The 23,433-nt window shown below is 67.1% G+C and carries 19 protein-coding genes and 1 pseudogene; 9 read left to right on the plus strand and 11 right to left on the minus strand.

Annotation, left to right across the window (positions count from 1 at the left end; translation table 11 throughout):
* Nucleotides 1–35 precede the first annotated feature (35 nt).
* Together AB0H36_RS34040 and AB0H36_RS34045 are read left to right on the plus strand one after the other, a co-directional pair.
* Nucleotides 36–1,388 carry an NtaA/DmoA family FMN-dependent monooxygenase gene (locus tag AB0H36_RS34040; protein WP_360533211.1) on the plus strand — a complete coding sequence of 451 codons (1,353 nt, stop codon included), beginning with the start codon at nt 36–38 and terminating at the stop codon, nt 1,386–1,388.
* Nucleotides 1,385–2,668, plus strand: coding sequence for a condensation domain-containing protein (locus AB0H36_RS34045; RefSeq protein WP_360533214.1), 1,284 nt, complete (start codon nt 1,385–1,387; stop codon nt 2,666–2,668). Before AB0H36_RS34040 ends, AB0H36_RS34045 begins: the two co-directional genes overlap by 4 nt.
* Here the strand turns inward: AB0H36_RS34045 and AB0H36_RS34050 are convergent.
* A complete protein-coding gene (locus tag AB0H36_RS34050) occupies nt 2,588–3,754 on the minus strand; it encodes a cytochrome P450 (RefSeq protein ID WP_360533217.1) in 1,167 nt (388 codons plus the stop codon). The genes AB0H36_RS34045 and AB0H36_RS34050 overlap by 81 nt on opposite strands.
* A complete protein-coding gene (locus AB0H36_RS34055; RefSeq protein ID WP_360533220.1) occupies nt 3,751–5,331 on the minus strand; it encodes an AMP-binding protein in 1,581 nt (526 codons plus the stop codon). Before AB0H36_RS34055 ends, AB0H36_RS34050 begins: the two co-directional genes overlap by 4 nt.
* Nucleotides 5,332–5,414: 83 nt before the next feature.
* Here AB0H36_RS34055 and AB0H36_RS34060 point away from each other — a divergent pair, with 83 nt between their 5' ends.
* Nucleotides 5,415–5,792, plus strand: a complete 378-nt coding sequence (locus tag AB0H36_RS34060; protein WP_360533223.1) for an MmcQ/YjbR family DNA-binding protein — start codon at nt 5,415–5,417, stop codon at nt 5,790–5,792.
* Between the two features lie 41 nt (nt 5,793–5,833).
* Here AB0H36_RS34060 and AB0H36_RS34065 read toward each other — a convergent pair whose 3' ends face one another.
* The gene (locus AB0H36_RS34065; RefSeq protein WP_360533226.1) at nt 5,834–7,285 is read right to left on the minus strand and encodes a class I adenylate-forming enzyme family protein; all 1,452 of its coding nucleotides are present in this window, start codon (nt 7,283–7,285) and stop codon (nt 5,834–5,836) included.
* A gap of 136 nt (nt 7,286–7,421) precedes the next feature.
* Between AB0H36_RS34065 and AB0H36_RS34070 the strand changes: the two genes are divergently transcribed.
* The gene (locus tag AB0H36_RS34070; protein ID WP_360533229.1) at nt 7,422–8,534 is read left to right on the plus strand and encodes an amidohydrolase family protein; all 1,113 of its coding nucleotides are present in this window, start codon (nt 7,422–7,424) and stop codon (nt 8,532–8,534) included.
* Nucleotides 8,535–8,540: 6 nt separating this feature from the next.
* Here AB0H36_RS34070 and AB0H36_RS34075 read toward each other — a convergent pair whose 3' ends face one another.
* The gene (locus AB0H36_RS34075) at nt 8,541–9,569 is read right to left on the minus strand and encodes a pyridoxal phosphate-dependent aminotransferase (RefSeq protein ID WP_360533232.1); all 1,029 of its coding nucleotides are present in this window, start codon (nt 9,567–9,569) and stop codon (nt 8,541–8,543) included.
* Nucleotides 9,570–9,826: 257 nt separating this feature from the next.
* On the opposite strand from AB0H36_RS34075, the gene AB0H36_RS34080 reads away from it, so the two are divergent.
* A complete protein-coding gene (locus AB0H36_RS34080) occupies nt 9,827–10,768 on the plus strand; it encodes a hypothetical protein (RefSeq protein ID WP_360533235.1) in 942 nt (313 codons plus the stop codon).
* The gene (locus AB0H36_RS34085; RefSeq protein WP_360533238.1) at nt 10,765–11,913 is read left to right on the plus strand and encodes a PLP-dependent aminotransferase family protein; all 1,149 of its coding nucleotides are present in this window, start codon (nt 10,765–10,767) and stop codon (nt 11,911–11,913) included. Before AB0H36_RS34080 ends, AB0H36_RS34085 begins: the two co-directional genes overlap by 4 nt.
* Here AB0H36_RS34085 and AB0H36_RS34090 read toward each other — a convergent pair.
* The 5 genes and pseudogenes from AB0H36_RS34090 to AB0H36_RS34110 form a co-directional block, all read right to left on the minus strand.
* The gene (locus AB0H36_RS34090; protein WP_360533241.1) at nt 11,900–12,709 is read right to left on the minus strand and encodes an acetoacetate decarboxylase family protein; all 810 of its coding nucleotides are present in this window, start codon (nt 12,707–12,709) and stop codon (nt 11,900–11,902) included. The genes AB0H36_RS34085 and AB0H36_RS34090 overlap by 14 nt on opposite strands.
* Entirely contained in the window at nt 12,706–13,053 is a 348-nt protein-coding gene (locus tag AB0H36_RS34095; protein WP_360533261.1) for a 4'-phosphopantetheinyl transferase superfamily protein, read from the minus strand. Before AB0H36_RS34095 ends, AB0H36_RS34090 begins: the two co-directional genes overlap by 4 nt.
* A 36-nt stretch (nt 13,054–13,089) precedes the next feature.
* Nucleotides 13,090–13,368: pseudogene (locus tag AB0H36_RS34100) on the minus strand (hypothetical protein); the annotation flags it as partial.
* Nucleotides 13,365–14,651 carry a condensation domain-containing protein gene (locus tag AB0H36_RS34105; protein ID WP_360533244.1) on the minus strand — a complete coding sequence of 429 codons (1,287 nt, stop codon included), beginning with the start codon at nt 14,649–14,651 and terminating at the stop codon, nt 13,365–13,367. The gene AB0H36_RS34105 and the pseudogene AB0H36_RS34100, both read right to left, overlap by 4 nt.
* Nucleotides 14,648–14,917, minus strand: a complete 270-nt coding sequence (locus AB0H36_RS34110) for an acyl carrier protein (RefSeq protein ID WP_360533246.1) — start codon at nt 14,915–14,917, stop codon at nt 14,648–14,650. Before AB0H36_RS34110 ends, AB0H36_RS34105 begins: the two co-directional genes overlap by 4 nt.
* A gap of 238 nt (nt 14,918–15,155) precedes the next feature.
* On the opposite strand from AB0H36_RS34110, the gene AB0H36_RS34115 reads away from it, so the two are divergent.
* Nucleotides 15,156–16,283 carry a cytochrome P450 gene (locus AB0H36_RS34115; RefSeq protein WP_360533249.1) on the plus strand — a complete coding sequence of 376 codons (1,128 nt, stop codon included), beginning with the start codon at nt 15,156–15,158 and terminating at the stop codon, nt 16,281–16,283.
* Between the two features lie 58 nt (nt 16,284–16,341).
* Here AB0H36_RS34115 and AB0H36_RS34120 read toward each other — a convergent pair whose 3' ends face one another.
* Both AB0H36_RS34120 and AB0H36_RS34125 read right to left on the minus strand, forming a co-directional pair.
* The gene (locus AB0H36_RS34120; RefSeq protein WP_360533252.1) at nt 16,342–18,123 is read right to left on the minus strand and encodes an ABC transporter ATP-binding protein; all 1,782 of its coding nucleotides are present in this window, start codon (nt 18,121–18,123) and stop codon (nt 16,342–16,344) included.
* On the minus strand, nt 18,120–19,988 hold the full coding sequence (locus AB0H36_RS34125) for an ABC transporter ATP-binding protein (RefSeq protein WP_360533255.1): 1,869 nt from the start codon (nt 19,986–19,988) through the stop codon (nt 18,120–18,122). The genes AB0H36_RS34120 and AB0H36_RS34125 overlap by 4 nt, the downstream gene beginning before the upstream one ends.
* A gap of 179 nt (nt 19,989–20,167) precedes the next feature.
* Here AB0H36_RS34125 and AB0H36_RS34130 point away from each other — a divergent pair, with 179 nt between their 5' ends.
* Both AB0H36_RS34130 and AB0H36_RS34135 read left to right on the plus strand, forming a co-directional pair.
* Complete coding sequence (locus AB0H36_RS34130; protein WP_360533263.1) at nt 20,168–21,418, plus strand: condensation domain-containing protein; 1,251 nt, start codon at nt 20,168–20,170, stop codon at nt 21,416–21,418.
* Nucleotides 21,419–21,468: 50 nt separating this feature from the next.
* Nucleotides 21,469–22,506, plus strand: coding sequence for a hypothetical protein (locus AB0H36_RS34135; RefSeq protein WP_360533258.1), 1,038 nt, complete (start codon nt 21,469–21,471; stop codon nt 22,504–22,506).
* The last annotated feature ends 927 nt before the right edge of the window (nt 22,507–23,433 follow it).

Here is a 23,433-nt window from a genome sequence, read left to right on the forward strand (position 1 = left end):
TGGCCCGACAGTAGCGCAGGGCAGCTGGAGACGACATGTATGTGAACGTGCTGACCCAGTGCACACCCGGGCCGCTCTTCGAAGGCCTCTGGCGACATCGTGGCGACGATTCCGGCACCGGATACCGCGAGCTCGCCCACTGGACCCGGATCGCCCGGCGGCTGGACGACGGCGGCGTCGACGCGCTGTTCTTCGCCGATATCACCGGCACCTTCCAGACACGATCCTCTGGCTTCGCGGCGAGCGTCCGGCACGCGGTACAGATTCCGGCGATCGACCCGCTGCTGGTGGTCCCGGCGCTAGCGGCCGCAACCTCGCGGCTGGGGTTCGCGGTGACCTACTCGACCTCGACCCATCACCCGTACGACTGCGCCCGAGTCTTCTCCACCCTGGATCACCTGACCGCCGGCAGGATCGCCTGGAACCTCGTCACCTCAGACCAGCGGCTCACTGGACCGACCGGCATGTCCGAGCCGGCCGACCACGACGAGCGCTACGACCGCGCCGAGGAATTCCTGCTGGCCGCGGTCGCCTTGTGGGAGAACAGCTGGGACGACGAGGCGGTACGACGCGACGCGGCGTCCGACGTCTTCGCCGATCCGGACCACGTACGGCCGATCCACCACCACGGGAAGTGGTTCGACCTCGACGTACCCCACCAGTGCGAGCCGTCGCCCCAGCGCACCCCGGTCATCTATCAAGCCGGGGCATCACCGCGGGGACAGCGCTTTGCCGCCACCTTCGCGGAGGTCGTGTTCATCGTCGCCCCAGGATTCCGGGAGGCCGCCGAGCAGGTAACTGAATTGCGCCGGTTGGCGGGCGTGAGCGGGCGCGCCGGACCTGACCTCAAGATTGTCCAGGGCCTGTCGCTGCTGCTCGGCAGGGACGATGCCGAGGTCAGGCAACGAGCCCGCGAATTCGCCCAGTGGACGAGTCCGGGCGGCCTTCTGGCGAAGTGGTGCGGCTGGACCGGGGTCGACCTCGGCAGCTACCCGCCGGACAAACCCCTGGCCGAGATCGACCCGGCCGACATGCTCTCGGTGAAACGATTCCTCGGAGGTCTCAGCGACGACCGGCCCTTGACCGTGTTGGATCTGATCGACCGGATCGCTACCCAGCGCCAACTGCATCGGTTCAGCCCGATGAGTCTCGTCGGTACCCCAGCCCAGGTTGCGGACCGGATGGAGCAGTGGCTGGAGCGAACCGGTATCGACGGATTCAACCTCTCCCCCATTCCGGGTACCTCCGGGGTCGACGATCTGTGCGATCTGCTGATGCCCGAACTCCGGCGGCGTGGACTGATCCGCACCGACGACGTCCCGATGACGTTGCGGGAGCGCTATCAGGGCAACCAGAGGTACAGCGGTCTGGGAAGAGCTGTCCGTTGACCGACCAGGTGCGGCGGCTGGCAGCATCGACGACGCAGCGCTCGCTGTGGGCGCTGCACCGTCGACGGGGAATGCTCGGGGCGCTGAACTATCCACTAATTCTCGAGCTCCGCGGCCGCGTTGACCCAGGTCTGGTGCGCGATGCCGTCGACGTCGTCGTCGCGCGGCACGAGTCACTCCGAACCGTCTTCGAGTCCCGCAACGGCCGGCTGGAGCAACGGATCGAGCCCCGGATGGAGGTGCTGCTACCCGCCGAGGCGATCGACGAGCAGGCGCTCGACGGCGAGGTAGCCCGAGAACGTGGCGAGCCGATCGATCCCGGCATCCGGCCCTGGCGGGCGCGCTGGCTCCGGGTGGCGGCCGAGCGCTCCTTCCTGTGCTTCACCTTGCACCACTTGGTCACCGACGCCTGGTCCACGAAGCTCATCACCGACGAGCTGGCAGCCGTTCTCGCCGGTGACCGGCCAGCGCGGCGGCCCTGGCAATACCGCCACTATCTCGAATGGCGGCGCCGTCAGACCGCACTCGAGGAAGGAGAACGCGACTACTGGGAGCGGCTGTTGCAACCGCTCGCCCCGTCCAGTCTGATCACCCCTGGCATGGAGGCGTGGGGACCGACCCGGTCGATCCCGATCCCGCTCGGGCTGGATCTGCGCCGTACCCGAAAGCACGCCGCGAGCCAGGGCCACACCGTCGTAGTCCTCACCATGGCCGCCTGGCTACAGGCCCTCGCTGAGATGCAGCCAACCACACCGCTGGTGTCCACGACCTTGTCCGTCATGAATCGTCCGAGGTCCGAGCTGCTCCAGGTCGTAGGTCCCTTGGCCAACCTTCTGATCATCCCGCTCGACATCAGCCCGGACGATGGTTTGCCTGACGTCTCCCGGCGGTTGGCATCGCGGGTGCGTGAAGTGGAGCCGTGGTCGGGGTTCAGCTACCCCACACTCCGCCCGCGGCCGGAGCCCGGCCGGCTCGACGACGTCGCCTTCCAGTACCTTCCGGCCTTGCCGCCGCCGCGCCGGTACGGCGCTGTCGAGCTGGAGGTCGTCACCCCGCGACTGGAGAGTCGGTTCCCCCTCGAACTCGTGATGATCGAGGACGCCACGACGGTCCGGTCGGTGCTTCGGTGGCAGCCTTCGGTCGTTCGCGACGACACCGCGCAGGCAGTGGCCTCCGGCTTCGCCCGGATTCTGGCGCGGTCAGTCCCAACGGACGACCAGACAATCCGGCGTCCGGATGAACACACTGGGACGGAACCCCACCGCGGACTCCGGCTGTAGCCGGAGCCGCGGGGCGCGCCGGGCCAGCTCGGCCAGTGCGGTAGCGACTTCGAGCTGAGCCGGTGCGTGTCCGAGACAGAAGTGGTCGCCGGCTCCGAACGTCAGGCTGACCGGGCCACCCCGGCCTGGCCGCAGTTCGTCGGGGCGCTCGAACCGGGCCGGGTCGCGGTTCGCGGCGGCCAGTGACACGAAGATCAGCGCGCCACCCGGAACCGGCCCGGACGGCAGCAGCAGTTCGTTGCGGGCCGCACGAACAGTCGCCATCGCCAGCGGCGGCTCCAACCGCAACAACTCCTTGAGGACGTCGCCACTGTCGTCGGACATCGCCAACAGCGAACCGTATTCGGCGAGCAGCCGGAACGCGGCCGCGCCCAGGAACGCCGCGGCCGTCTCCAGGCCGGCAAACAGAGTCAGAAAGAGGCTCGAAACCAGTTCGCGCCGGTCCAGGATCCGGGCCTCATGCGCAGCCAGCAATGTCCGGACACCCGACGGCCCGCGTTCGGCTCCGAGTACCTGATCGATGCGTGCAGCAACTTTTCGGGTGGCCTCTTCGACCTCACCCCGGTGCCACTGGTCCACCAGCGGACGGCTGAGGTCCGCCAGCTCAGAGGCCTCTTGGTCGGTCAGGCCCATGACCTTCCCGATCACGGCCTCGGGAATCCGGTCCGCCCAGACCCGGAGATCTCCAGTGGTCCGGCCGCACAGGAACCTTTCGGTCTGCTCGGCGACGGTCTCCTCGATGATCCCCCGCCAGTGCTCGACCGCAGTGATCCGCAAGGCGTCCGCGGAACATCGTCGCAGCCGACGGTGATCGGCGCCGTCACTGTTCAGCAGATGCGCGGAGACCGTCGGCCGAACCGTGCCACCCGCAGCGAGGCCCAACGCCGGCCGAATGTTCTTGATGACGTCGCCGGAGGTTAGCACCTGACGTGCGTCGTCGTACCGGGTAATCAGGACGCCGCGAGCGCCATACGGGATTTGGATCCAGGCGAGGGGATCGTCGGCCCGCAAGCGGTGCAGCACCGGATGCGGATCCTCGACGAAGTCGATGCCGAGCCGCAGCGGAGTACGGCGGTCACCTCTCATCGGTCATCGAGGCCGGCCAGCAGCGCGGCCCGGTCGATCTTTCCGATCGCAGTACGCGGCAGACTGCTCACCACCACCAGTTCGTCCGGGAGCTTGTACTCGGCGACCCCACGCTCGCGGAGCATCCGTCGCACGTCGTCGACATCAAGGCCGGCGGCGTCCGCAGCGACGAACGCGACCACCCGGTGCCCGAACAGCGGATCGGGCCGTCCCGCGACCGCGACATCGACTCCGATCGCGGCCCGCAACTGGGGCTCAAGATCCTCCGGCGCGATCTTCTCGCCGCCGCGGTTGATCAGGTCGTCGATCCGGCCACCGACCTGTAGGTTGCCCTCGGCATCGATCAGTCCGCGGTCACCCGTACGGAAGAACCCGGCCGCGTCGAAGTGGGTCGTGTTGGCCGGATGGTCGCCCAGATACGAGCGGATCGTGCTGGGCCCGCGGACCTCGATCTGGCCCCACGCCCCGACTCGGACCGGGCGGTGAGTGGCGTCGGTGATCCGGAACTCGTCCAGCACCGACAATGCTCTGCCCTCGTGGTCCAACCGGTCCGGCTGCCCGGGACGGGTGAAGGACAGCGGACCTTCGGCCATGCCGAACCAGCGGGTCACCACGCACCCGAGAGCGGCCTCCGCGGCCGCCAGCCGGCCCCGATCCATGGAGGCCCCACCGACCTCGACGACGGTGCCGGTCAGATCGACTTCGAGGTAGGCCGAGCACGCCGTCCAGATGTCCAGCAACGCGGGCATCAGCGTCGTGAGGATCGGCCGTCGCCGATGCCGCCCGATCAGCGGGAAGGCCTGGTGTGGCGCCGGACCGGGACTCAGGACCACCTCGCCGCCCAGCCGGAGCAGGCCGAGCACGCCCGGACAGCCGAGCGCCGCGTTGTGTGCGACCGGTACCGCGGCCAGATAGGTCCAGTCGCGGGTGACGCCTAACTGTTGGGCGGTGGCGCGAAGCTGGAACCCGTAGTCCTGGTGGGTCCTCGGGATGAGTTTCGGCCGGTCGGTCGTACCGCCGGACAGCAGTACGAGGGCGACGTCACCGGGATCGGCGGGCAGCCACTGGCGGTCCGGACCGTCGAGCTCGGAGAGAGCGACGAACTCCTCAGGTTCGCCGGCAACCACGACCGGAACCCGGAGCCCGAGTGACCGGGCGAGGCTGCGGTGGTCGAAGCCGTCGACGAGGCCGCCGATGACGAGAGCGCCGGCGTCTGTCGCGTCAACCAGCCGGCCGATCTCGACCGCTCGCAGCGACGGCATGGCCAGCACCGGAACTGCCCCGATCCGGAACGCCGCGACACACACGGTGACGAACTCGATCCGGTTGCCCAGCTGGACGACGATCGTGTCCCGGTCCCGGACTCCGAGCGCCCAGAGACCACGGGCGATCCGCTCGGCCTCGCGGTCGAGCATCCCGTAGGTCCAGCTGCCGCGGTCGGTGTGGACGGCAACGGCGGCGGGATCAATCTCCGGGCCGGCGAGCAGGCGGGACAACAAGTAGTCGTCCCAAACCTCGCCATACCGCTCGGATCTCGCCCGGGCGGGATCCGGCGTCGCGGGGTGCGGTCCGGTCATGTCATCGCCGCCTCAGCACCGATAGGCTCCCCGTCGGGGCGCCGGTGGACTCGTGGTCGGCGACGATACGCTCGGAGGCTGGGATGGTCGATCTTCGGACCGTACGGCGGATCGCCCTGAGCCTGCCCGAGGCGGAGGACGAGTCGGTCAGACGCAGCGTGCGGTTCAGCGTCCTCGGGAAGGCTTTCGCCTGGACGTACCTGCGGCGCCCCGCGGCGGGCGAGCGCCGCGTCCCCGATCCGTCCGTACTGGCGGTTCGCTGCGCCGGGTCGGAGAAGGAGGCGATCCTGGCCTCCGCGCCGACCAAGTACTTCACCGACGCGCACTACAACGGGTTCCCGGCGGTCCTGGTGCGCCTCGACGCGATCGATGCGCGCGAGCTGCGGGAGTTGCTCACCGACGCCTGGCGTTGCCAGGCGCCCAAGAAGCTCGCCCGGACGCTCGATGAAGCCGCCCAGTAGGTGTTCGACTGAGCATTTCGGACAGTTGAACAGCAGACCGATCATCCCGGCCGATGCTGCTTCGCCAGCAGCCGGAGCAGCACGTCACGCCGGCGAACCTTCCCAAGCTCGGTGCGCGGGATCGGACCGAAGTCGACAATCGCCGGCCGGAACGGGCCCTTCAACTCGCTCAGCCGCCGGGCCAGCTCCCGCGCGGCCGGATCCGTCGCCATGCCGTCGATCAGCACTGCGATGTCGTCCGACCGGCCCTGCGTCTCGAGGCCGACGCCAGCGAAGCCGATCGAGTCGCCGACTCGCCGCCGGAGGATCGCCTCAACCGCCTCGGGACTCAGTCGGCCGCTGCCGAGCATGATCATCTCGCGCGCCCTGCCCACCAGGCTCACCGAACCGTCGCCAGTCACCACCCCGATGTCGCCGGTTCGCGTCCAGCCGTCCAGGTGCCACTCCCGGTCCAGTTGCTGATCCGTGTACCGCGGGCCCGCGACCTGGCCACGGATCAGGATCTCCCCCGACTCCCCGGCTTTCACTGGGAGGCCCGACGAATCTGCCACCCGGATCTCCGTCCCTTCGGCCGGTCGGCCGATCCGGCCAGCCGCGCCACCGCCGACGTCGACGCAACAGGCCGCGCCACCCTCGGTCAGCGCGTAGACCGACACGCACCGAGCCCGCGGGAATCCGGACAGCAACCCCTCTCGCACCGCGTCCGGCGCCGCGGCTCCCACCAACCGGATGACCCGTACGCCGCTCGTCCAACCTGCGGCATCCGGATCTCGCGGCAGCGCACTCTGGACAGCCCGGGCCCCGAACGGAGTGAGGTGCAACTCGATCGGCTGCCAGTGGTCCGCGATCGCGGCGACCGCAACTGGCTCCGGCGCCTCGACACTCGTCACGCCTCGCAGCAGGTGGCTGAGAAAAATTCCGTGAACTCCTCCGCTCACGGCGAACGGGATCCCCGCGTGCACGACGGTACGGCGCCCTGAGCTCAGCAACATCTCCGGGCGGGCGGCGATCATCCAGTCCGCGTGGCTCGAGCTGACCGGCTTCGGACTGCCTGTCGTCCCGGACGTGAAAACGATGTCGAGCGATGCAGAGACAGCCGCTGGCGGATCCGCGGTCGCAGCCCCTCCACCGCCGGACGAGATCGCGCGGCTGGTCAGGTCTTCCCCGGGCCGTACGACCGGCCCTGGACCGGCGAGTTCCGCGGCCAGCGTCATCGTCGCACCGGCCTGGACCAGGATCGGCACGGCGCCTAACCACGTGATCCCGCAGTATGCGATGGCCAGATCTGTCCAGGCCGCGGACCGGGTGTCGAGAACGACCTTCTGGCCGGGCCGGACCCCGTCCGTAGCTAGGACGCGGGCCGCGCCGAGTGTTGCCGCAAGCAAAGATCGGCCGGTGAGCGCACGTTGCTCGTCGGCCACCAGTGCGACGTCGGCGCGGTGCGATGCGCAGCCACGCAGGAGGTCGGGGAGGTTCTTCCAGGTCGAGCTCATCGGCTGCTCCATCGCTGCGGAACCCTGATCTGCGGTCAACTCCGGCGTGGTTTGTGCCGATCGGAGTATGCCAGGGTGATCGCCCGAGCAGCAAAGGCCGGCAGCGCACCGGACCGCCCGTGGCGAAGGGGCTGAGATGACCGACAACCAGACTCTGCGTGGCCGACTCGTCGACTGCGACACACACCTCTACGTTGCGCCGGATCGCTTCGACGATGCCTTCGGCGCCTTCGGCCGTCGCTTCCAGGCCATCCACGACCGGACCTTCGGGTTCCAGGACGTGCTGAGCCGCGAGCGGCCCGTCGTCGACTCGTCGAATGTCTGGAAGGTCAAGGACTGGGACACCGCCGGCGGTTACGACTTCGATGACCGGATGCGGCACGTCGACCTGATGGGCATCGACCGGCAAATCTTGTTCCCGGACGGCGTCGTGTCCAAGGTCCTCAACTCCGAAATCCTTGGGTCCGCCGAGGCGGCAAGCGCCTACAACCGGTTCGCACTCGAGTGGGCCCGGCCGTCCGGCGGCAGACTGCGGCCGACGTCGGTGCTGCGCCTCCAGGACGCCGACGTGATCGATCGCGCCCAGGAACTGGCCGCGGACGGCGCCCACAGTTTCATGGTGCACTGCGCCCGGCCGCCGGGCGGTCTCTCGCCGGCCGACGAACGCTGGGACAGATTGTGGTCGATCATGGCGGACGCCGGAATCCCTTTGCTACTGCATTCCGGTGCCGACGAGGGCTTCCTGGACAAGGCCTGGACGTCCGGTACCACACTGGACTCCGGACCGGCCATGGGCGCGGAAGGCGGGCCGTTCGCGCTGGCGATGAGCCACCTCTCACCGCAGATTTTCGTGTCCTCGCTCGTCCTCGGCGGCGTGCTCGAACGGCATCCAGGACTCAGGGTCGGCGTACTGGAGTTCCTCGCTTCCTGGGTCGGTCCGCTCGGTGAACTGCTGGACCACAGCGAGCGGTTCTACTACGAGGTCCGGCCGCGGCGGCTCCCGCTCCGGCCGTCCGAGTACCTGCGTCGCCAGGTGCGCGTCACGCCGTTCTTCTGGGAACCGATCGGCGAGTACGTCGATCGGTACGGTCTCGCCGACTGCTACGTCTTCTCCAGCGACTATCCGCACGAGGAGGGCGGCGCGGACCCCGTCCAGCGGTTGCTCAAGAGCATTGCCGGGCGACCAGCCGGCCTGGCAGAGCAGTTGTTCGTGACCAACGGAAAGGCCCTCTGCCCCGATCTGGCCTGACCGCACTCAACTAGCGCGGACCACCTCCGGTGACGAGGCAAGGGCTGCCAGCCGATCCGCCAGGAGTCCGGCGCCCTGCCGGACCGCGTCGGCCGGGCGTCCCAGGGCGACGCGGAGATGGCTCGCCCCCTCCCCAGGTCGGGCCCAATGGAACTTAGTGCCGGGCAACACGTGCAGGCCTGCGTCTCGCAGGTCCGCGGCCACGCGCACCGCGTTCGCGGACCCAGGCAGCCGGATCCGCTGCACGCTGATCCGGCTGCCTGGGTCGCACCACGCGTCGTAGCCGACACCGGCCACCGTCTGCCGGAGGATCTCCCGGTTGGCCGCGATCGTCCGGTGCAGTTCGATCAGCCCGCCCCCGGACGCCGCGTCCCGGGTCAGCTCCAGGACGACGATCGAGATCATCGGGGAAACCCCGAGCAGGATGTCGGTATGGATCCGGCGCAGTGGTAGCGGCGAGTCCGCCGGGAACACCAGCAGCCCGACCTTGAGATCCAGCAACGGATAGAGCTTGCCAGTGTCCTCGACGACGAACCAGTCCGTCCCGGACGCTTCCAGGATCGCGTAGTGGTCGAACCAAGCTCGTTGGTCGAACCCACGGAAACAGGTGTCCAGCGCGAGGACCACGCCCCGGTCGGCACACCAGTCCGCCACCCGGGTCAGCGCCTCCGCATCGAGGACCGCGCCGGTCGGGTTGTTCGGCGACACCACGAACAACGCGTCCAGATCGGGCCAGGAGCCCGCAGCCGGATCCAGCAGGCTCTCCTCGGGGACCTCGAGCAACTCCAGCCCGACACCGGCGAGGATGTCTGGAATGTTGTCGAAGGTCGGGTGCACCAGGCCGACTCGGCGCACACCCTTGGAATACATCGCGCGGCCGGCGATCTCGGTGGCGACGGACGAGGAATAGCAACTCAGAACGCTGGCCCGATCAACCGCCGTGGCCTGGCCGAGCATCGACAGAAAGGCACTGTGCAGCGCCCGGTCGAGATTCGGGACAGACAACTTCGACGCCAACGAGAACAAAGCAGGCATTCGCTCGACGATATCTCGTTGCGAGACACTGAGAGCATGCCGTGCATGGCCGTCGGCGAGATTCAGTCCGGACGCCTCCGCCAGGAGTTCCAGCTCGGTGAGATTAACTGATGGAATACCACTGGCTGGCACTGGACGAACTCCTTCCACTGGGGCTTCGGACAATAACAAGCCGCGGTTCGCGGAGGCATTTGTTCAGGTCCGATCGATGGCCCGAATCGCCCGGAAGCGGGATGGAGAAAAGAGGCTGGAGCGCGATGAGTCAAGCTAGCGGGATCACCCTGAAGGGCCCCGGCCGCACGAGCACGAGCCAGTTCCGTCCAGACCCGGCGACGTTCTCGGCCGGCCTGCGGATCGGCCTCGCCGGGACGGCTGCGCTGGCCGAGTCCGCGGTGGCCGAGTGGTTCCGGATCCGCTCGTTCCCGTTCGGCCGGCTGGCTGGCGAGTTCGGTCTGGAGTTCTGCCTGACCGACCTATCGGCGATCCTGCACCGGAGCCTCCGTGCCGACGACCTGATCGTCACCCGCACCGAGCCCGTCGGCAGCCGGTACTTCACCGTCAGACTCTTCGCCGGGGCGGACGACGAGACGCCTATCGCCAGTGCCCGAGTGACCGTGGTCATGGTGCGAACGCCCGGTGTCGACGCCGTACTGCCCGAGGAACTGGACCCGCTGGCCGTCAGGACGATCGACGCGCTCGGCACCGCGGTAACGACCCATGATCCCCAGTTCGAGGCGCGGGATCTCGAGTCCAACGGCGTGCCGCCCGGCAGCTGGCAATTGCGTCGGCAGGTCCTCGCCGGCGACGTAGGCTACCGGGGGCGGATGCGGCACGTCGCTCACGCCCGGTTTCTCGAGGAGGCTCTGGACCGCTACCTGACCGACCATGGTTCGCCGAGCGCCACCCGGGTCCTGAACGGTCGCTACCTCGAGGTGCCTCGGTTCCGGGTCCGGATGCTCAACGACGCGATCGTCGGCGACACGTTGGTTGCCACGATCAGGCTCCACCAGGTGCTCCAGGACAGCCTGATGGACCTGCGGTTCGACGCTCACGCCGTCCGCGGCGACCGGAGGATCCCGGTGTCCACGGCCATCCTCGTCGCGGGGCTCGGTAGCGCCGACCCGGACGGATTCCGCCTGGAGCCGCTGGACCCGTGTCTTCGTCCCGAGATAGCGCAGTCCACTGCAGAGTCGTCGTGAGCGGCACCGGGCCGTGGTGGCAACGGGCGGGACAGGGCGACCTACGCAGGGATCTGATCGATCTCGGTCCCGGGTATCCGGACCCGTCCTTGCTCCCGGGCCCCTGGATCGCGGATGCGCTGTCGACGGCGATCAGCCGCCAGCACGATGTTGCCTTGGGGTACGGCGGGAACGCCGGCCCTGGTCCGTTGCGGGCCTTCGTCGCGGCGCGACTACCCCACTGCGCGACGGACGAGGTCGTAACCACCGCGGGTACCTCGGCCGCCCTCAACGCGATCGCGGTCGGCCTGCAACGGGCCGGGGCGGCCGTCATCACCGAGTTCACCACGTATGACCTGGCACTGAAGATCTTCGCCGATCGCGGTGTTCGCATCGACAGGTTGCCGGCGGCTGAGTCGGGCATCGATCCCGCTGCGGTCCTCCGGACCAGCCTGCGGGCCTATCGGCGCGACGGTGCCTGGCCGTCGCTCTACCTGGTGCCGACCTACCACAATCCGACAGGGCGGACGCTTGGGGCCGAAGTCCGCGCAGGCCTGATCGAGCTCACCACCACGACCGGCCTGCACATCATCGAGGACCTCGCCTATCTCGACCTTGGCTTCGACGGCGGCCCGGAGCCGGTCCCGCTTTGGTCCCAGGCCGTCGACAAGGGCCGGCACACCGCCCTGTACAGCTTCTCGAAGGTCGTCGCCCCTGGCTTGCGCCTCGGCGCCCTGGTGGCAGATCAGGCCCGGTGCCGGGCGATCGCCGACGACGGCGAGCGACTCAGCGGCGGCGGACCGGCGCATCTGACCGCGATGGGGCTCGCGAATGCCTCGCTCAGTGGAGCCCTGCAGGCTCATATTGCCCAAGTACGCGCCGAGCTGAAACGGCGTCGCGACACTGTCCAGCAGTCGCTGGTGGACAAGGTGCCCGAGGATGTTCGAATCGCTCCGTGCCATGGCGGGTACTTCGTCTGGCTGGAACTCCCGCCGAGACTGGACGAACTCGACGTCCGTCGGTCGGCCTTACGAGCCGGCGTCGACTTCGCCCCTGGACGGCGTTACGGGGATCCGTCCGGGGTCAGGCTGTCGCTTGCCGCGCAGCCGGTCGAACCACTGCGACGCGGAACCGAACTGCTGTTCAAGGTTCTCAACCAGAGCTGACCTCGACCGGACGGCCCGGCCGCAGCGTCTCGGCGTACGAGAAGACGTAGCCGTCCCCGACGGAGACCGGGGCCAGCGCGGCGAACTCCCCGAGCTCGCCGCCGAAGGTCAGGTCAGCGGATCCGGACCACGCCGCGCCCGTCTGCACGCCGTCGACACTGCTGCGGACGGGCTCGGTCCGGGGTGGGAGTTCCGGACCCCAGCCGGGATCGAAGCGGGTGTGGATCAAGGGCCGCGTCGCGAGCACCGGTGCGGGCGAACGCCCGCGGAGCTCGACGGACGCGGTGATCAGCCTTCGGCCACCCGCCGAGACGACGCCGTGGAAGCGCCCACCGGCGGATCGTTGCGCCGTAGCCCGGCCGACCGGAAAGGACCGGGTGAGAGCGACCTCGCCCGGGATCTTCGGCATTCCCTGCAGCCATCCCCGGACCAGCGGCACGGTGCTGTCCACCCAGGCCAGAGGGACCCGGCACACTGGCTCAGGTCCGAGCCGGGCGTCCAGAGCGATCATGCATTCACGGAACTGGGCCGTGGCGGGATCGGCAAGCTCCGTACCGGCGTCACCGCACCACTGCCAGTCATAGAAGCCGATGGCGGCATTCTTGGGCGACTCGACCGGCGTCAGCTCGTCGGGAAGAAACGCGGCCACCGCCGCCGGATCCGCCCGGTACTCGATCCAGAGGACATCACCGGAGAAGTGCCAGGGCGGCGGTGGGACCAGACTCCCGGTCCCGGCCGGCGTCAGCGGCAATGTGTATCCGCTCAGCTTGGCGGAACTTGGCCCGGAGTCGCTCACGCGACCGGCCGCACGACATAGGCTGTGTGCACCCGGCCTGACTGCACGGCGAAGCGCCCGCGGGCGTGCCGCCACCGCTCTGGGGAATGCGCCTCGGCCACGTTCGGCACGGAGACCGCGAATGTACCTGTGCCACCGGCCAAGGACACCACGACATCGCGGAAGTCCAGCCAAACTCCGGTCAGCGGAAACCACGCCTTGTAGAAACTCTCCTTGGCGCTGAACACGATCAAGGTCATCGAGCGCGGCTCTCCGGCGAGCCACTCGCGTTCGTCGATGGCAGCAACGTGTGCGACGGTGTCCGGCCCGATTCGGCTGTCGAGCGGCTCGACATCGATGCCCACCGACAGGCACGAGCGCCGCCTGCCGACGGCCGCAACGACGTAGTCACGGCAGTGGCTGATGCTTCCGACATACCCGGTCGGCCAGAGCGGTTGGCGCCGGTCGCCGCGTAAGATCGGAACCTCCGGGCTGTCGAGCAACCGAAGTGCGCGCCGGCCACACGCCCGGCCCCACGCGACCTCTCTGCGTCTCCCCGCGGCCGCGCCGGCTACCAGGGACTCCTCGGACCTCAGCAGCGGTGGCGGATCGGTGGCCGGATCAGCATCCGCGACCGCGATGTCGCCCGGCAGCAGGCTTCGCCAGATCGGGCTGGTCACCTCATGTCCGCCGTAGCGGCCCGGCCGCCGACCCAGTGCACGGTGGCGTCGCGTCCGTCGGCCAGCGCGGTCAGCAGCACTCGGAACCCGGCCAGCATGCTCGCGACTCGCTCGTGGGTAAAACGGCGCGGGTCGTACTGGAGCCAGATGGCGATGCGATGCGCGCTGTCCTCCGCGAAGCCGACCTCCAACGGCCATCCCGGGAACTCTGCCGGTTCGGCCCATTCCGCTCCGGCCGGCTTCGAGTCGAGAAGCTTGTGGTAGTGGTCGCTCGACGCAAGGTAGTGCACCCGCGCGGGCGCCGGCTCGACACCCAGCAACGATCGCAACTGCCGATGGTGGACGGGGTGCCGCAGCGCACCGAGCACGGTCCTGCGGGCCGAATCCACCGCCTCGGACACGCTGGTCGACGGCCCGGTGGCGGTCCGCAGTACGACGTTGCTGTTGAAGTTGCCGACGACCTCCTGGAAGTCGCCGGGCCGGAGACTGCTGGCGGTGGCGAGCGTGACCTCCGGCAGATCCCACAGGGCGCTGAAGACCACCGAGACCAGTCCGACCGCGGTCATGAAACCTGAGGTCCGATGCCGGCGGCAGATCTCACGGAACGTACCGGTCAACTCGTCCGGCAGGACCCAGACCCGTTCACCGGCCACGTCGCCGCTCGGGTCGGCGCCTTCGTCCGGAAGCGTCCCGCTCGCCGGCATGCCCTTCAGCGTTGTCCGCCAGTAGATCAGGTCGTCCGCAGCGACGTCGCCGGCGCGCTGCCGGGTCGCGAAGTCGCGATATGTCGGGCTCGGCACCGCGGCCCAGTTCGCCGGTCGCGCCGGCCCCCCGGGACCGCTCAGGTACTGGGTCACGTCCTGGTCGAGCCGGGCAGTCGAGCCGGTGTCGACGACCATCTCATTCATATCGAAGTAGAGCACCCGGCCGCCGTCAGGTCCCGGAGTGAGCCAGATCCGGACCAGGTCTTCCGGGCCCAAACGGTCCGGGTACAGCCCGTCCACCGGATACTCACACGCGTCGGCGCGGCGGATCTCATGGTGGAACGCCGGCAGCTCGCGCGCTACACCAATGCCATCGGCAGCTCGGTAGGCCGTCCGCAGAAGCGGGTGCCGCTGAGTCAGATCGTTGACCAGCCGACGCAGCGCGAGGTCACAGACCTCGTCTCGCAGGGGCACCCGCAGCAGCGCGCCACGCTTGAAGAACGTCTCCCGGTCGGCACCGAACTCCGTCCACGCCTGTTCTTCGTTGAACGACAGCGGCGCCACCACGCGCAGACTCACGAGGCGGCCCTTTTCTCGGACCAGCGCCGAGCGACGTCGCCGATCGTGTCGATCTCGAAGAACCAGTCGAGTTCGGGTTCGACCGCGAATTCCTGGGCGACCCAGTCGATGACGATCGCCATCGACAGCGAATCGCCACCTATCTCAAGGAAATGCCGGTCCGGCGGAACCGGATCAACGCCCAGGACCTCACCGACGATCTGCAGGAAACGAGATTCCGCTGCCTCGGAATCCAATCCGCCGTCCGCCCGAATTTCCGTAACCATCGAGAGTCCCTCCGGCCGCCGAACTGTGTCTTCAATACATTCTCCGGGGCTCGGGCAGCCGGCTCCAAGGGCCGACGTTGTCCGCAGCAGCCGGGCATGGAAAGACCCCGTCGCCTCGACCAACCTGTTCTGAATACCACCGGCGCGGGCTGCTGCTACGGTCGGCGGAATCCCTACGTGTTCGGGAGGCTGCTGCGATGGAAAACGACCCGGGCCGGCCACGGCGAGGTACCCCACGATGACCTTGCTGCGGATGACGACACCGGACGGACGCGAGGCCTGGCAGGCACGGTCCTACCGTCAGGTGTCGGACCTGATGGCCGACCAGCGACTCTCCCTGGCGTTGCCGAGCCAGGACACCGGGGCCTGGGCCAACGACTCACCGATGCACCGGGTGTACATCCGGTTGGCCCGGCGTCCGGTGGACGACGGCGATGCCAACGAGCTCGAACGGACCCGGCGTCGGGCCGTGGTGAGCAAGCTCTTCAAGCCGACGGCCGTCGAGACGACAGCTCGGGCGATGTCCGAGTGCGCCGATCGCCTCGCCGACGAGCTTGCCAGTCGGCAAGGGCCGGTCGACATCGTCGAGTCATTTGCGATGCCGCTCGCTCTGCATGGTGTGTGCAGCTTGCTCGCGATCCCCGTCGAGGATGGCGAGCTGTTCACCAAATGGGCGAAAGCCCAGGAGAGCCGGGTCTACCCACAGGCTGCCATCGCGATGCGCCACCTCAACCTCTATGTGAACACCCTCATCGAGTCACGTCGCGATCAGGACGCGGATGATGTTCTCACTCGGTTGATGCGCAGCATGCCGATGGACGATCTGCACCTCGGGCGCGCCGCGACCCTGGTCACCTGGATGCTCGGCCTCGGCTGGCAGTTGAGCGGCCATGCGATCAGCTACGGACTCTACTTGTTCCTCCAGAACCCGGATCAGCGGGAGTTGCTGCTCGCCGACCCGGACTTGACCGGTTCGGCTGTCGAAGAGGTACTGCGGTTCTTCAATCCCACTCCGGTTCGGGATATCGGCGGCACCGATCGCTTCGCCCTCGAGGCCTTCGAGTACGACGGCACGACGATCGACAAGGGCGACATGGTCGTCCTAGACGTTGGTGCTGCCAACCGCGACCCACAGGTATTCCAGCGGCCCGGTGAGTTCCACATCCGCCGTGACCCGAACCCGCACCTGACCTTCGGGCACGGTCTGTATTACTGCAACTTCAATCAGGTCGCCCGCACCGAGCTCGCGGTCGGGCTGGACACTCTTCTGCGACTGCCCGGCCTCAAGCTCGCCGTTCCGGACGCCGAGTTGAAGATGCTGCACTTCCCCGCCACCGGCTTCCGCGCGCTACCGGTGCGGTTGTGAGCAACCGGTAGCTGTTCAACTGTGGAAGTCCGCAGTCGAACAGGTGATGCGGACCCGTTCAGCGGTACGCGCGGGCCTGGAGTTCATACAGCTCGGCGTAGAGGCCGCCGGACGAGACCAGCTCGGGGTGCGAACCCTGTTCGGCGATCCTGCCCTTCTCCAGCACGATGATCAGGTCCGCCATCCGCACAGTCGTGAAGCGGTGCGAGATCAGGATCGTCAGCCCGGCCGAGCCACGTGCCGGGCCGGCGATGTCGCTGAAGATCTCGTACTCGGCCCGCGGGTCCAGCCCCGCGGTCGGCTCGTCGTAGACAGCCAAGCGCAGCCGGTCACGGATCATCGATCGCGCCAACGCGAGTCGCTGCCACTGACCGCCCGACAGATCGACACCACCGGGCCAGCCTGTCCCCAGCTGCGTGTCCAGACCGTCCGGCAGATCGTGAACGAACCCGCAGCGCGCGCGCTCCAGTGCTCGCTCCGTCCGCGCGCCGTCGTCGGTACCGACAGCACCGATGCGGACGCACTCGCGAGCCGAGAACTCGTAGCGGACGAAGTCCTGGAAGCACGCGGACAGTCGTGAACGGTAGCTGCTCAGGTCGAACTCGCGGATGTTCTGATCGCCGATCAGGATCCGGCCCGTCGTCGGGGCGTACATCCGGCTGAGCAGCTTGACCAGAGTGGTCTTACCTGCCCCGTTCTCGCCGACGATCGCGACCACACCGGAGCTGGGTAAAGTCAGGCTGACGTCACTCAGCACGTTTCCGGCGGCAGGAAGGTACGAGAACGAGACATTCTCGAGCCTGATCGGCTCTCCGGCAGCACCGTTGAGGTGTCGCGGCGACGGACCTGCCGCCCGCAACGACTCCGAGCGCACCTCGATCTCGTCGATCAGCGACTGGTGGCTCTGCGCCAGAGTCACCGCGCGCAGGATCACGCTCGACAGGCCCGTGTAGGTGTTGGTCGCGGCCACCAGCACGCCGGCCATGCTCAGGGTCAACGCGACGTCGCCCAACGAGATCCGGCCGGAGATGGCCAACCTGGCTACGAAGATCACCGACGCGATGAAGACAGCGGCCACGAGCAGGCTGCTGAGCACGCGGAGACCGAATCCGGCCGCCCGAGCCCGCGCTCGGTCTGCCAGGACATCGCCAGCCTGGGCGTCGTACCTCTTGAGGAGCTCGTCGCGGAGCTGGAACACCCGGATCTCCTTGCCTGCGTCCGGGCTCGACGCGGCGTTGAACAGGCCACTGGCAACCCGTCGCGCAGACGACACTCGCTCCTCGCTCGCCTGGTCGATCGCGGTTGCCCGGCGGTTCAGCCACAGCGCCGGCGCGATGACGACCGGCAACGGCAACAACCACGGACTGACCTGGAACAGCACGACCCCAGCAATGATCAGCTGCAGCGTCACGACCGGCGCCACGAACAGACCCATCAGGCCCTGCAGAACCGAGCCGAGATTGCGCTTCATGACCTGCAGCTTGTCCCAGTAGCCGGCTACCTCGAACTGCTCGACGCCCGGCGCCTCGGACGCCACCCGGATGATCTTGCGCTGCATCACCACGATGAGATTCTCGATGCTTCTGGCAACGATGTTCCGTTGCGCGACCGGAGTCAGCAGCATGACCACCAGGCCGATCAACGAGACCACGCCACCGAGCACCAAAGACCCGTGATCACGGGCCACCGCTCCGTCGATCAGGGGCCGGATGCCGATCGCCAGCAGCAGCGCCGCCGCGACATTCGCCAGGGTGACCGCGACGTGTCCCGCCAGCAGCCTGCGATCGGACTCCAGCATCAGCCCGAACATGAACTGCAACGCCTGCGCCTCACGCTTCATGCGCCGGCCCCGTCCGTCCGGGCGTCCGCGAAACTCTCGGCCTGCAGGGTGAAGAGCCGCGCATAACGGCCCTGCTCCCGCATCAGCTCGTCGTGCGACCCCTCCTCGACCACCTTGCCGTCGTCGATCACCACGATCAGCGACGCCCGCCGCACGGTCGAGAACCGGTGCGAGACCACCACGGTGGTGAGGCCTTCGGTGAGCTCGATGTACTTGTCGTAGAGAGCGGCCTCCGACCGCGCGTCCAGGTGCGCGGCGGGCTCGTCCAGGATCAGCACCTTCGCGCCGTGGGAGGTCGCGAACATCGCTCGGGCGAGCGCCAGCTTCTGCCATTCGCCTCCGGACAGATCGGCACCGTCCGCATACTGTGTCGACAACATGGACCCCCAGCCCAGAGGCAAGCGCTCGATTGTCGTCTGGACACCCGCGAGGACCGCCGCCCGTTGCAGCCCGGCGACATCGTCCGCGTGCTGGACCGCGCCGAAAGCGATGTTCGCCGCCGCGTCAACGTCCCACCGAACGCTGTCCTGAAACACGGCCGCGAGCTGCCTGCGCCACACTTCCAAGTCGAGCGTGCGGATGTCCGTTCCGTCGGCCTCGATCGAGCCGCTGGTGGGTTCGTACAGCCGGCACAGCAGTTTGAGCAAGGTGGTCTTGCCGGCGCCGTTCAGTCCCACGATCGCCACCGACTTCCCCGCCGGGAGAAAGAGGTCAACTCCACGCAGGACGTCGCGCGTCGAATTCGGGTACCGGAACGAGACATTCGAGAACCGGATACCGCCGTCCGGCCGAACGGCGCCGTCACCCCGCCGAGCGATCGCCGCGGCCATCGGCGCGGCGGCCATCGCCGCGCGGTATCGCTGATACGTCGTCATCGCCAGCTGGACCCGCGGGAGCAATCCGTCCAGAGCTGCCGCTCCCCCAGCCGCGATGACACCTGCCTGCACATAGACGAGGCACAGCGCGACATCGATCTCGCCCGCGGTCGCACGCCGTACCAGCCACACGATGAACCCGCACATGACCGCGACGAACAAGGACAGCGAGACGCCTTCCCGAACCGAACTGATCGACGTCGCGCGCCCCTTGGCCGCGGTCCAGGACGCGTTGAACCTCGCCAGGAGATATCCGGCCAGATCAAAGATCCGGACCTCCTTGCCCGCGGCGGGTTCGGTCGCGAGGTCGTAGCAGTACTCCGCCCTGCGGGAGTCCACCGACGATCCGTAATGCCGTTCCGCCGCCCGGGTGGAGATTCGCTGGCCTTCGTAGATCGTCCAAGCCGCCGTGAGCAGCGCCGCCAGTCCCATGGGCACCGAGGCTGTCATCACCACCACACACCCGCCGGTGACGCACAGCGCACCCGAGATGAGACCGCCGACGTCCGACGGAATCCGGCCTGGCTTGAGCCATTGGGAAAATCCGTCGCGGCCGGTCGAGATGAGATCAACGGTGTCCGGGTTCTCCAGATGCGCGATTCCGGCTGGCGCCATGACGCGGGCCATCAGATTTCGCTGCAGCCTCATATCGATCCGGTCGCCGAGCATCTCCCCGGCGACCTGTCCACCGACGGAGCAAACGGTCTGTACGAGGATCAGAACTCCGACCAACGCCAGCAGACCGACAATCCGCTCGGCCGCCGCGGACGGCCAGCCAGCGGAGATGGCATCCGGCAATCGGTCGAGCAACAACCCACCGGTGGCGGCGATACCGAACGGAGTCAGCGTGGAGAACAACGCAGTCAGGGCAACTGCAGCGCTGAGGAGCCGGCTAGTCCGCCAGGCCACCCATCCCAAGCCAAGTCGCTCGTCGGTTCGGCCGACGGTGGACGGGACCTGCGTCTCGCGTTCACCGACAGCCATACCCATGCTCCGCACCGTAATGCGGCCGCACGCGGCGGGTCAACGGCGCAGCAATACATCCGGCCGGACAACAGTGACCATAGTAGATCGGAGATAGACGCTCTTATGCTGCGAGAATGACTGTCAGCGATCGATTCACGGACAGGACCGTTGCTATCCGGGGAGTCGAGCCAAGGGTCGGTCCGATGTCGTGGTCACAGTTGTACATGTGGGACTGGTTGTCGCAGGTGCGTCCCTACGATCAGCAGTACAATGTGCGCGTTGAGCTCGACACAGTAAGTCCTGTCGCCGTCGATGACGCAGTGGATCTCGTGGCTGCTTTGGTCTCGCGTCACGAGACCTTGCGGACCCGCTATTACTCCGGACCAGACGGTACGATTATGCAGGAGACCGGAGGCAACGGAGCATTCAACATCTCAATCGCTCCTCAGATCTTGTCGACCGACCAGGTCGCCGCAACGGTCAATGGCAGGTTCGACAATTTCACAGGCCCACAATGCCACTTCACGCTGATCCTCGACGGCACCGATGTTCGCAAGATACTGCTGACGGCTTCCCATCTGGCACTGGACGGTTGGAGTGCCGGAGTTCTGCGCCAAGACTTTGCCGACCTCACGTGTGGACGCGCTCGAAAGATGCCTACCGACCTCAAGCACCCCGTCGATCGCGCCGAATGGGAACTGTCGTCGCAGGGGCAAGAAGCAAACCAGGAGGGCCTCGCCCATTGGCGGAGGACCTTGGCGCGTGTCCCGCGCACGCACTTCACGCGACAGATGACGTCCTCGTTACCGAGATACAGGCAGGTTCAGGTGTCATCGGTCGCGGCCGGCCGAGCAGTTCGAGCGCTTGCCATTCAGAACAGGATTCCGCGCGCGGCAGTCCCGTTGGCCGCATTCTCCCGTGCCGTAAGGTCGGTGACCGGCAACGATCAAAACGCCTTCTGGATCGTTACACACAATCGATTCAAGGGTGGATTCAGGAAATCCGTTGGCTGCTTCTTCCGTGACACGGTCGTATGCCTGGAAGAATCGCCTCAGCCATTGCTGGATACTGCCAGAAAGCTACTTGATTCACTTCACTGGGCAAACACCAATCCACGCGACGTCCGGCAGACTCTTCATAACGACGACCGCGCATCGTACCTCAGTGTGGCTCGCTCGCTCTATTACAACTTTGAAGCCCATGAGTTCCCGTCTGTGGCCGACTTTCCCCTGGACCGGCTCGAATGGACAGACGGAAAAGATTCCGAAAGCCAGATTCTGTATCTGAACGCGCGTCTCGAAGGCGAATGTTTGACAATGCGACTGATGACCGATACCTGGTGTGTGCCGCAGGGCGCCGCCGAGGAGATCCTGCAGACGTGCGTGCAAGAGGTCGTCCAGGGGATGCCTCCACTGCCGCGAGCGCATCAAGTGGACCCTGCCGTCACCCGCTGATCTTCACCCCAACATCGTCCTTTCTTCCGCGATCGACCGAGGGGGACCTGATGTCCACGATCAGGCTGCCGATCAGGCTCCAGCGGAGCTTCAACAACTACGCGAGTGGCGCCTTGTCACTGTGCGTGGTTCTTGGCACCGGCCACAATACCTGGTTCCAGGAACATTTCGTCGAGCTGCACTCATACCAGATCGACCGCGACGGCGGCGTCTTCTGGATCGACTTCAACGACACGTACGCGTATCGCGAGGTACTGGTTACTCATCAACTCGACCTCTTCGAGGCGGACCGGATAACAAAGGTCAGCAGCTACCTGATCGACGCGCTTGATGCAGGCAGCTATGTCATCGTCTTCGTTGATCAGAGCCGACTGCGTGCCACGCCCCAACCCTTCCTGCATGAGCTACTCATCTTCGGGTACGACGCACTTGACAACGTGTTTCTTGCAGTGGGGTTCGACGACGAACGGCCGATCAGGGAGCTCACAGTCCCGGCAGCCGCGCTGGACAGCGCATATCGCTCTGGTATCGAGCAGATCAAGTACTCCGCACGCTGGAACAAGATGACTGCTGTTGCTCAACGGCTGGAACCGTGTGTCGCTTCCGGAGCGCCGCTCAACGTCGCCGCCCTGCTCGAGCGAATGACGCGCTACCTTCGACCCGAATCGCCGACCGGATTCGACCCCTACGACGGGTATTGGTGGTACTCGCGCCGGTCGCAGGTGTCGGACGCTGTGCGCGTGAAGTATGGGCTAGAGGTTTATGACGATGCTCGCGCACACGTCCGCGCGGCACGGGACGGCCTCCTCCGCTACGACTATCGCCTGATTCACATCCTCGCTGAACACAAACGAATGGTGCTGGACAGAATGGGGCTGGCGCTTGCCGCGGCGGGCGCCGATCCCGGCACGGACGACCTGTTCAGCGCCTACCGGTCCTTGGTAGCTGACGTGAACCGAATTAGACTTGCTGGTCTGAAGTTCAGTACCCAGAACGCGCAGTTCCCCGATGGTCAAACCGCAGCGCTGGCTGCTGTAGCTTCAACCGAGGCGAAACTACTCAATGCCTTCATAGATGCCCACGACTGACCCAGTACCACGCAGACGTCGCCGCGACTTCCTCGCCTTATCGCTTCGTATGCGGAGAGAGTTCGTCGCCGATCGACGGGACCGGCTCATTCGCGCAGACGCGAGGACGCTCGTGATCGTCACCACTCGCGTCACAGATCCGCCGCTCAGGTCGAGGGATCCAACCGCGGCAACCTAGGCCGCAGTACGGCTACAGCGCAATCCTGGTGCTTCAGGGTCTGGCGCCGGACCTCTCCGGCCCCAACGATCTGCCGCCGATGGGGTTGGCGCGCAGACGAGGATGTCTTCCGCTCCTGCGTCATCTGTCCAGCACAATCTTGCGTCGCCTTTGCTCGGTGGAGGAGCTTCGACGCCTACCACCGAGCCCTCGACAGCTACGAACGCGTTGCGGCAGTCGGGGACCTCGGCGGCACTCCGCGGGGCTTGCCGACGTCTCGCTCGTCGGCATCCAACCCGCCGACGGGCACCTCTCCCGTCACTATGCGCAAGGTCTGACCTGACGCTCCATCACACGGCTCCACACCGAGTACCGGTCGGCACGGACGGTGACCTCAGGCTTGCTACCGGGTCGACGCGCTGGGTGAACCAGCGCCCCGTCTCGAGGCGCCATCTGAGACGAACCGAGACCGGCAACCAGGCGCAGAGTCAGCTCGACCTGTCGCCAACGACCGCGTCAACGCCTTCCTCCCCTACTTCTCGAACTCGGCGCCCAGGCGCTACGCAGTCAATGAGTCCCTTACCAGTAAGAGCCTTGACTCATCACCGACAGACCGCAATCAGCCCTCGGGGCGCAAGTTCAGCAGTCATAGGTTCGGCCCGAGACCAAGGTCGAGGTTGTCGACGGCAGCTGAAAACTGACCAGTGGGCGGCAACTGAAAATTGACCAGCTTCCCGGAGAGATCCTGGCTTGAACCGAGCCGGGGAGGG

The sequence above is a fragment of the Kribbella sp. NPDC050820 genome (assembly GCF_040653975.1).
GTDB lineage: Bacteria > Actinomycetota > Actinomycetes > Propionibacteriales > Kribbellaceae > Kribbella.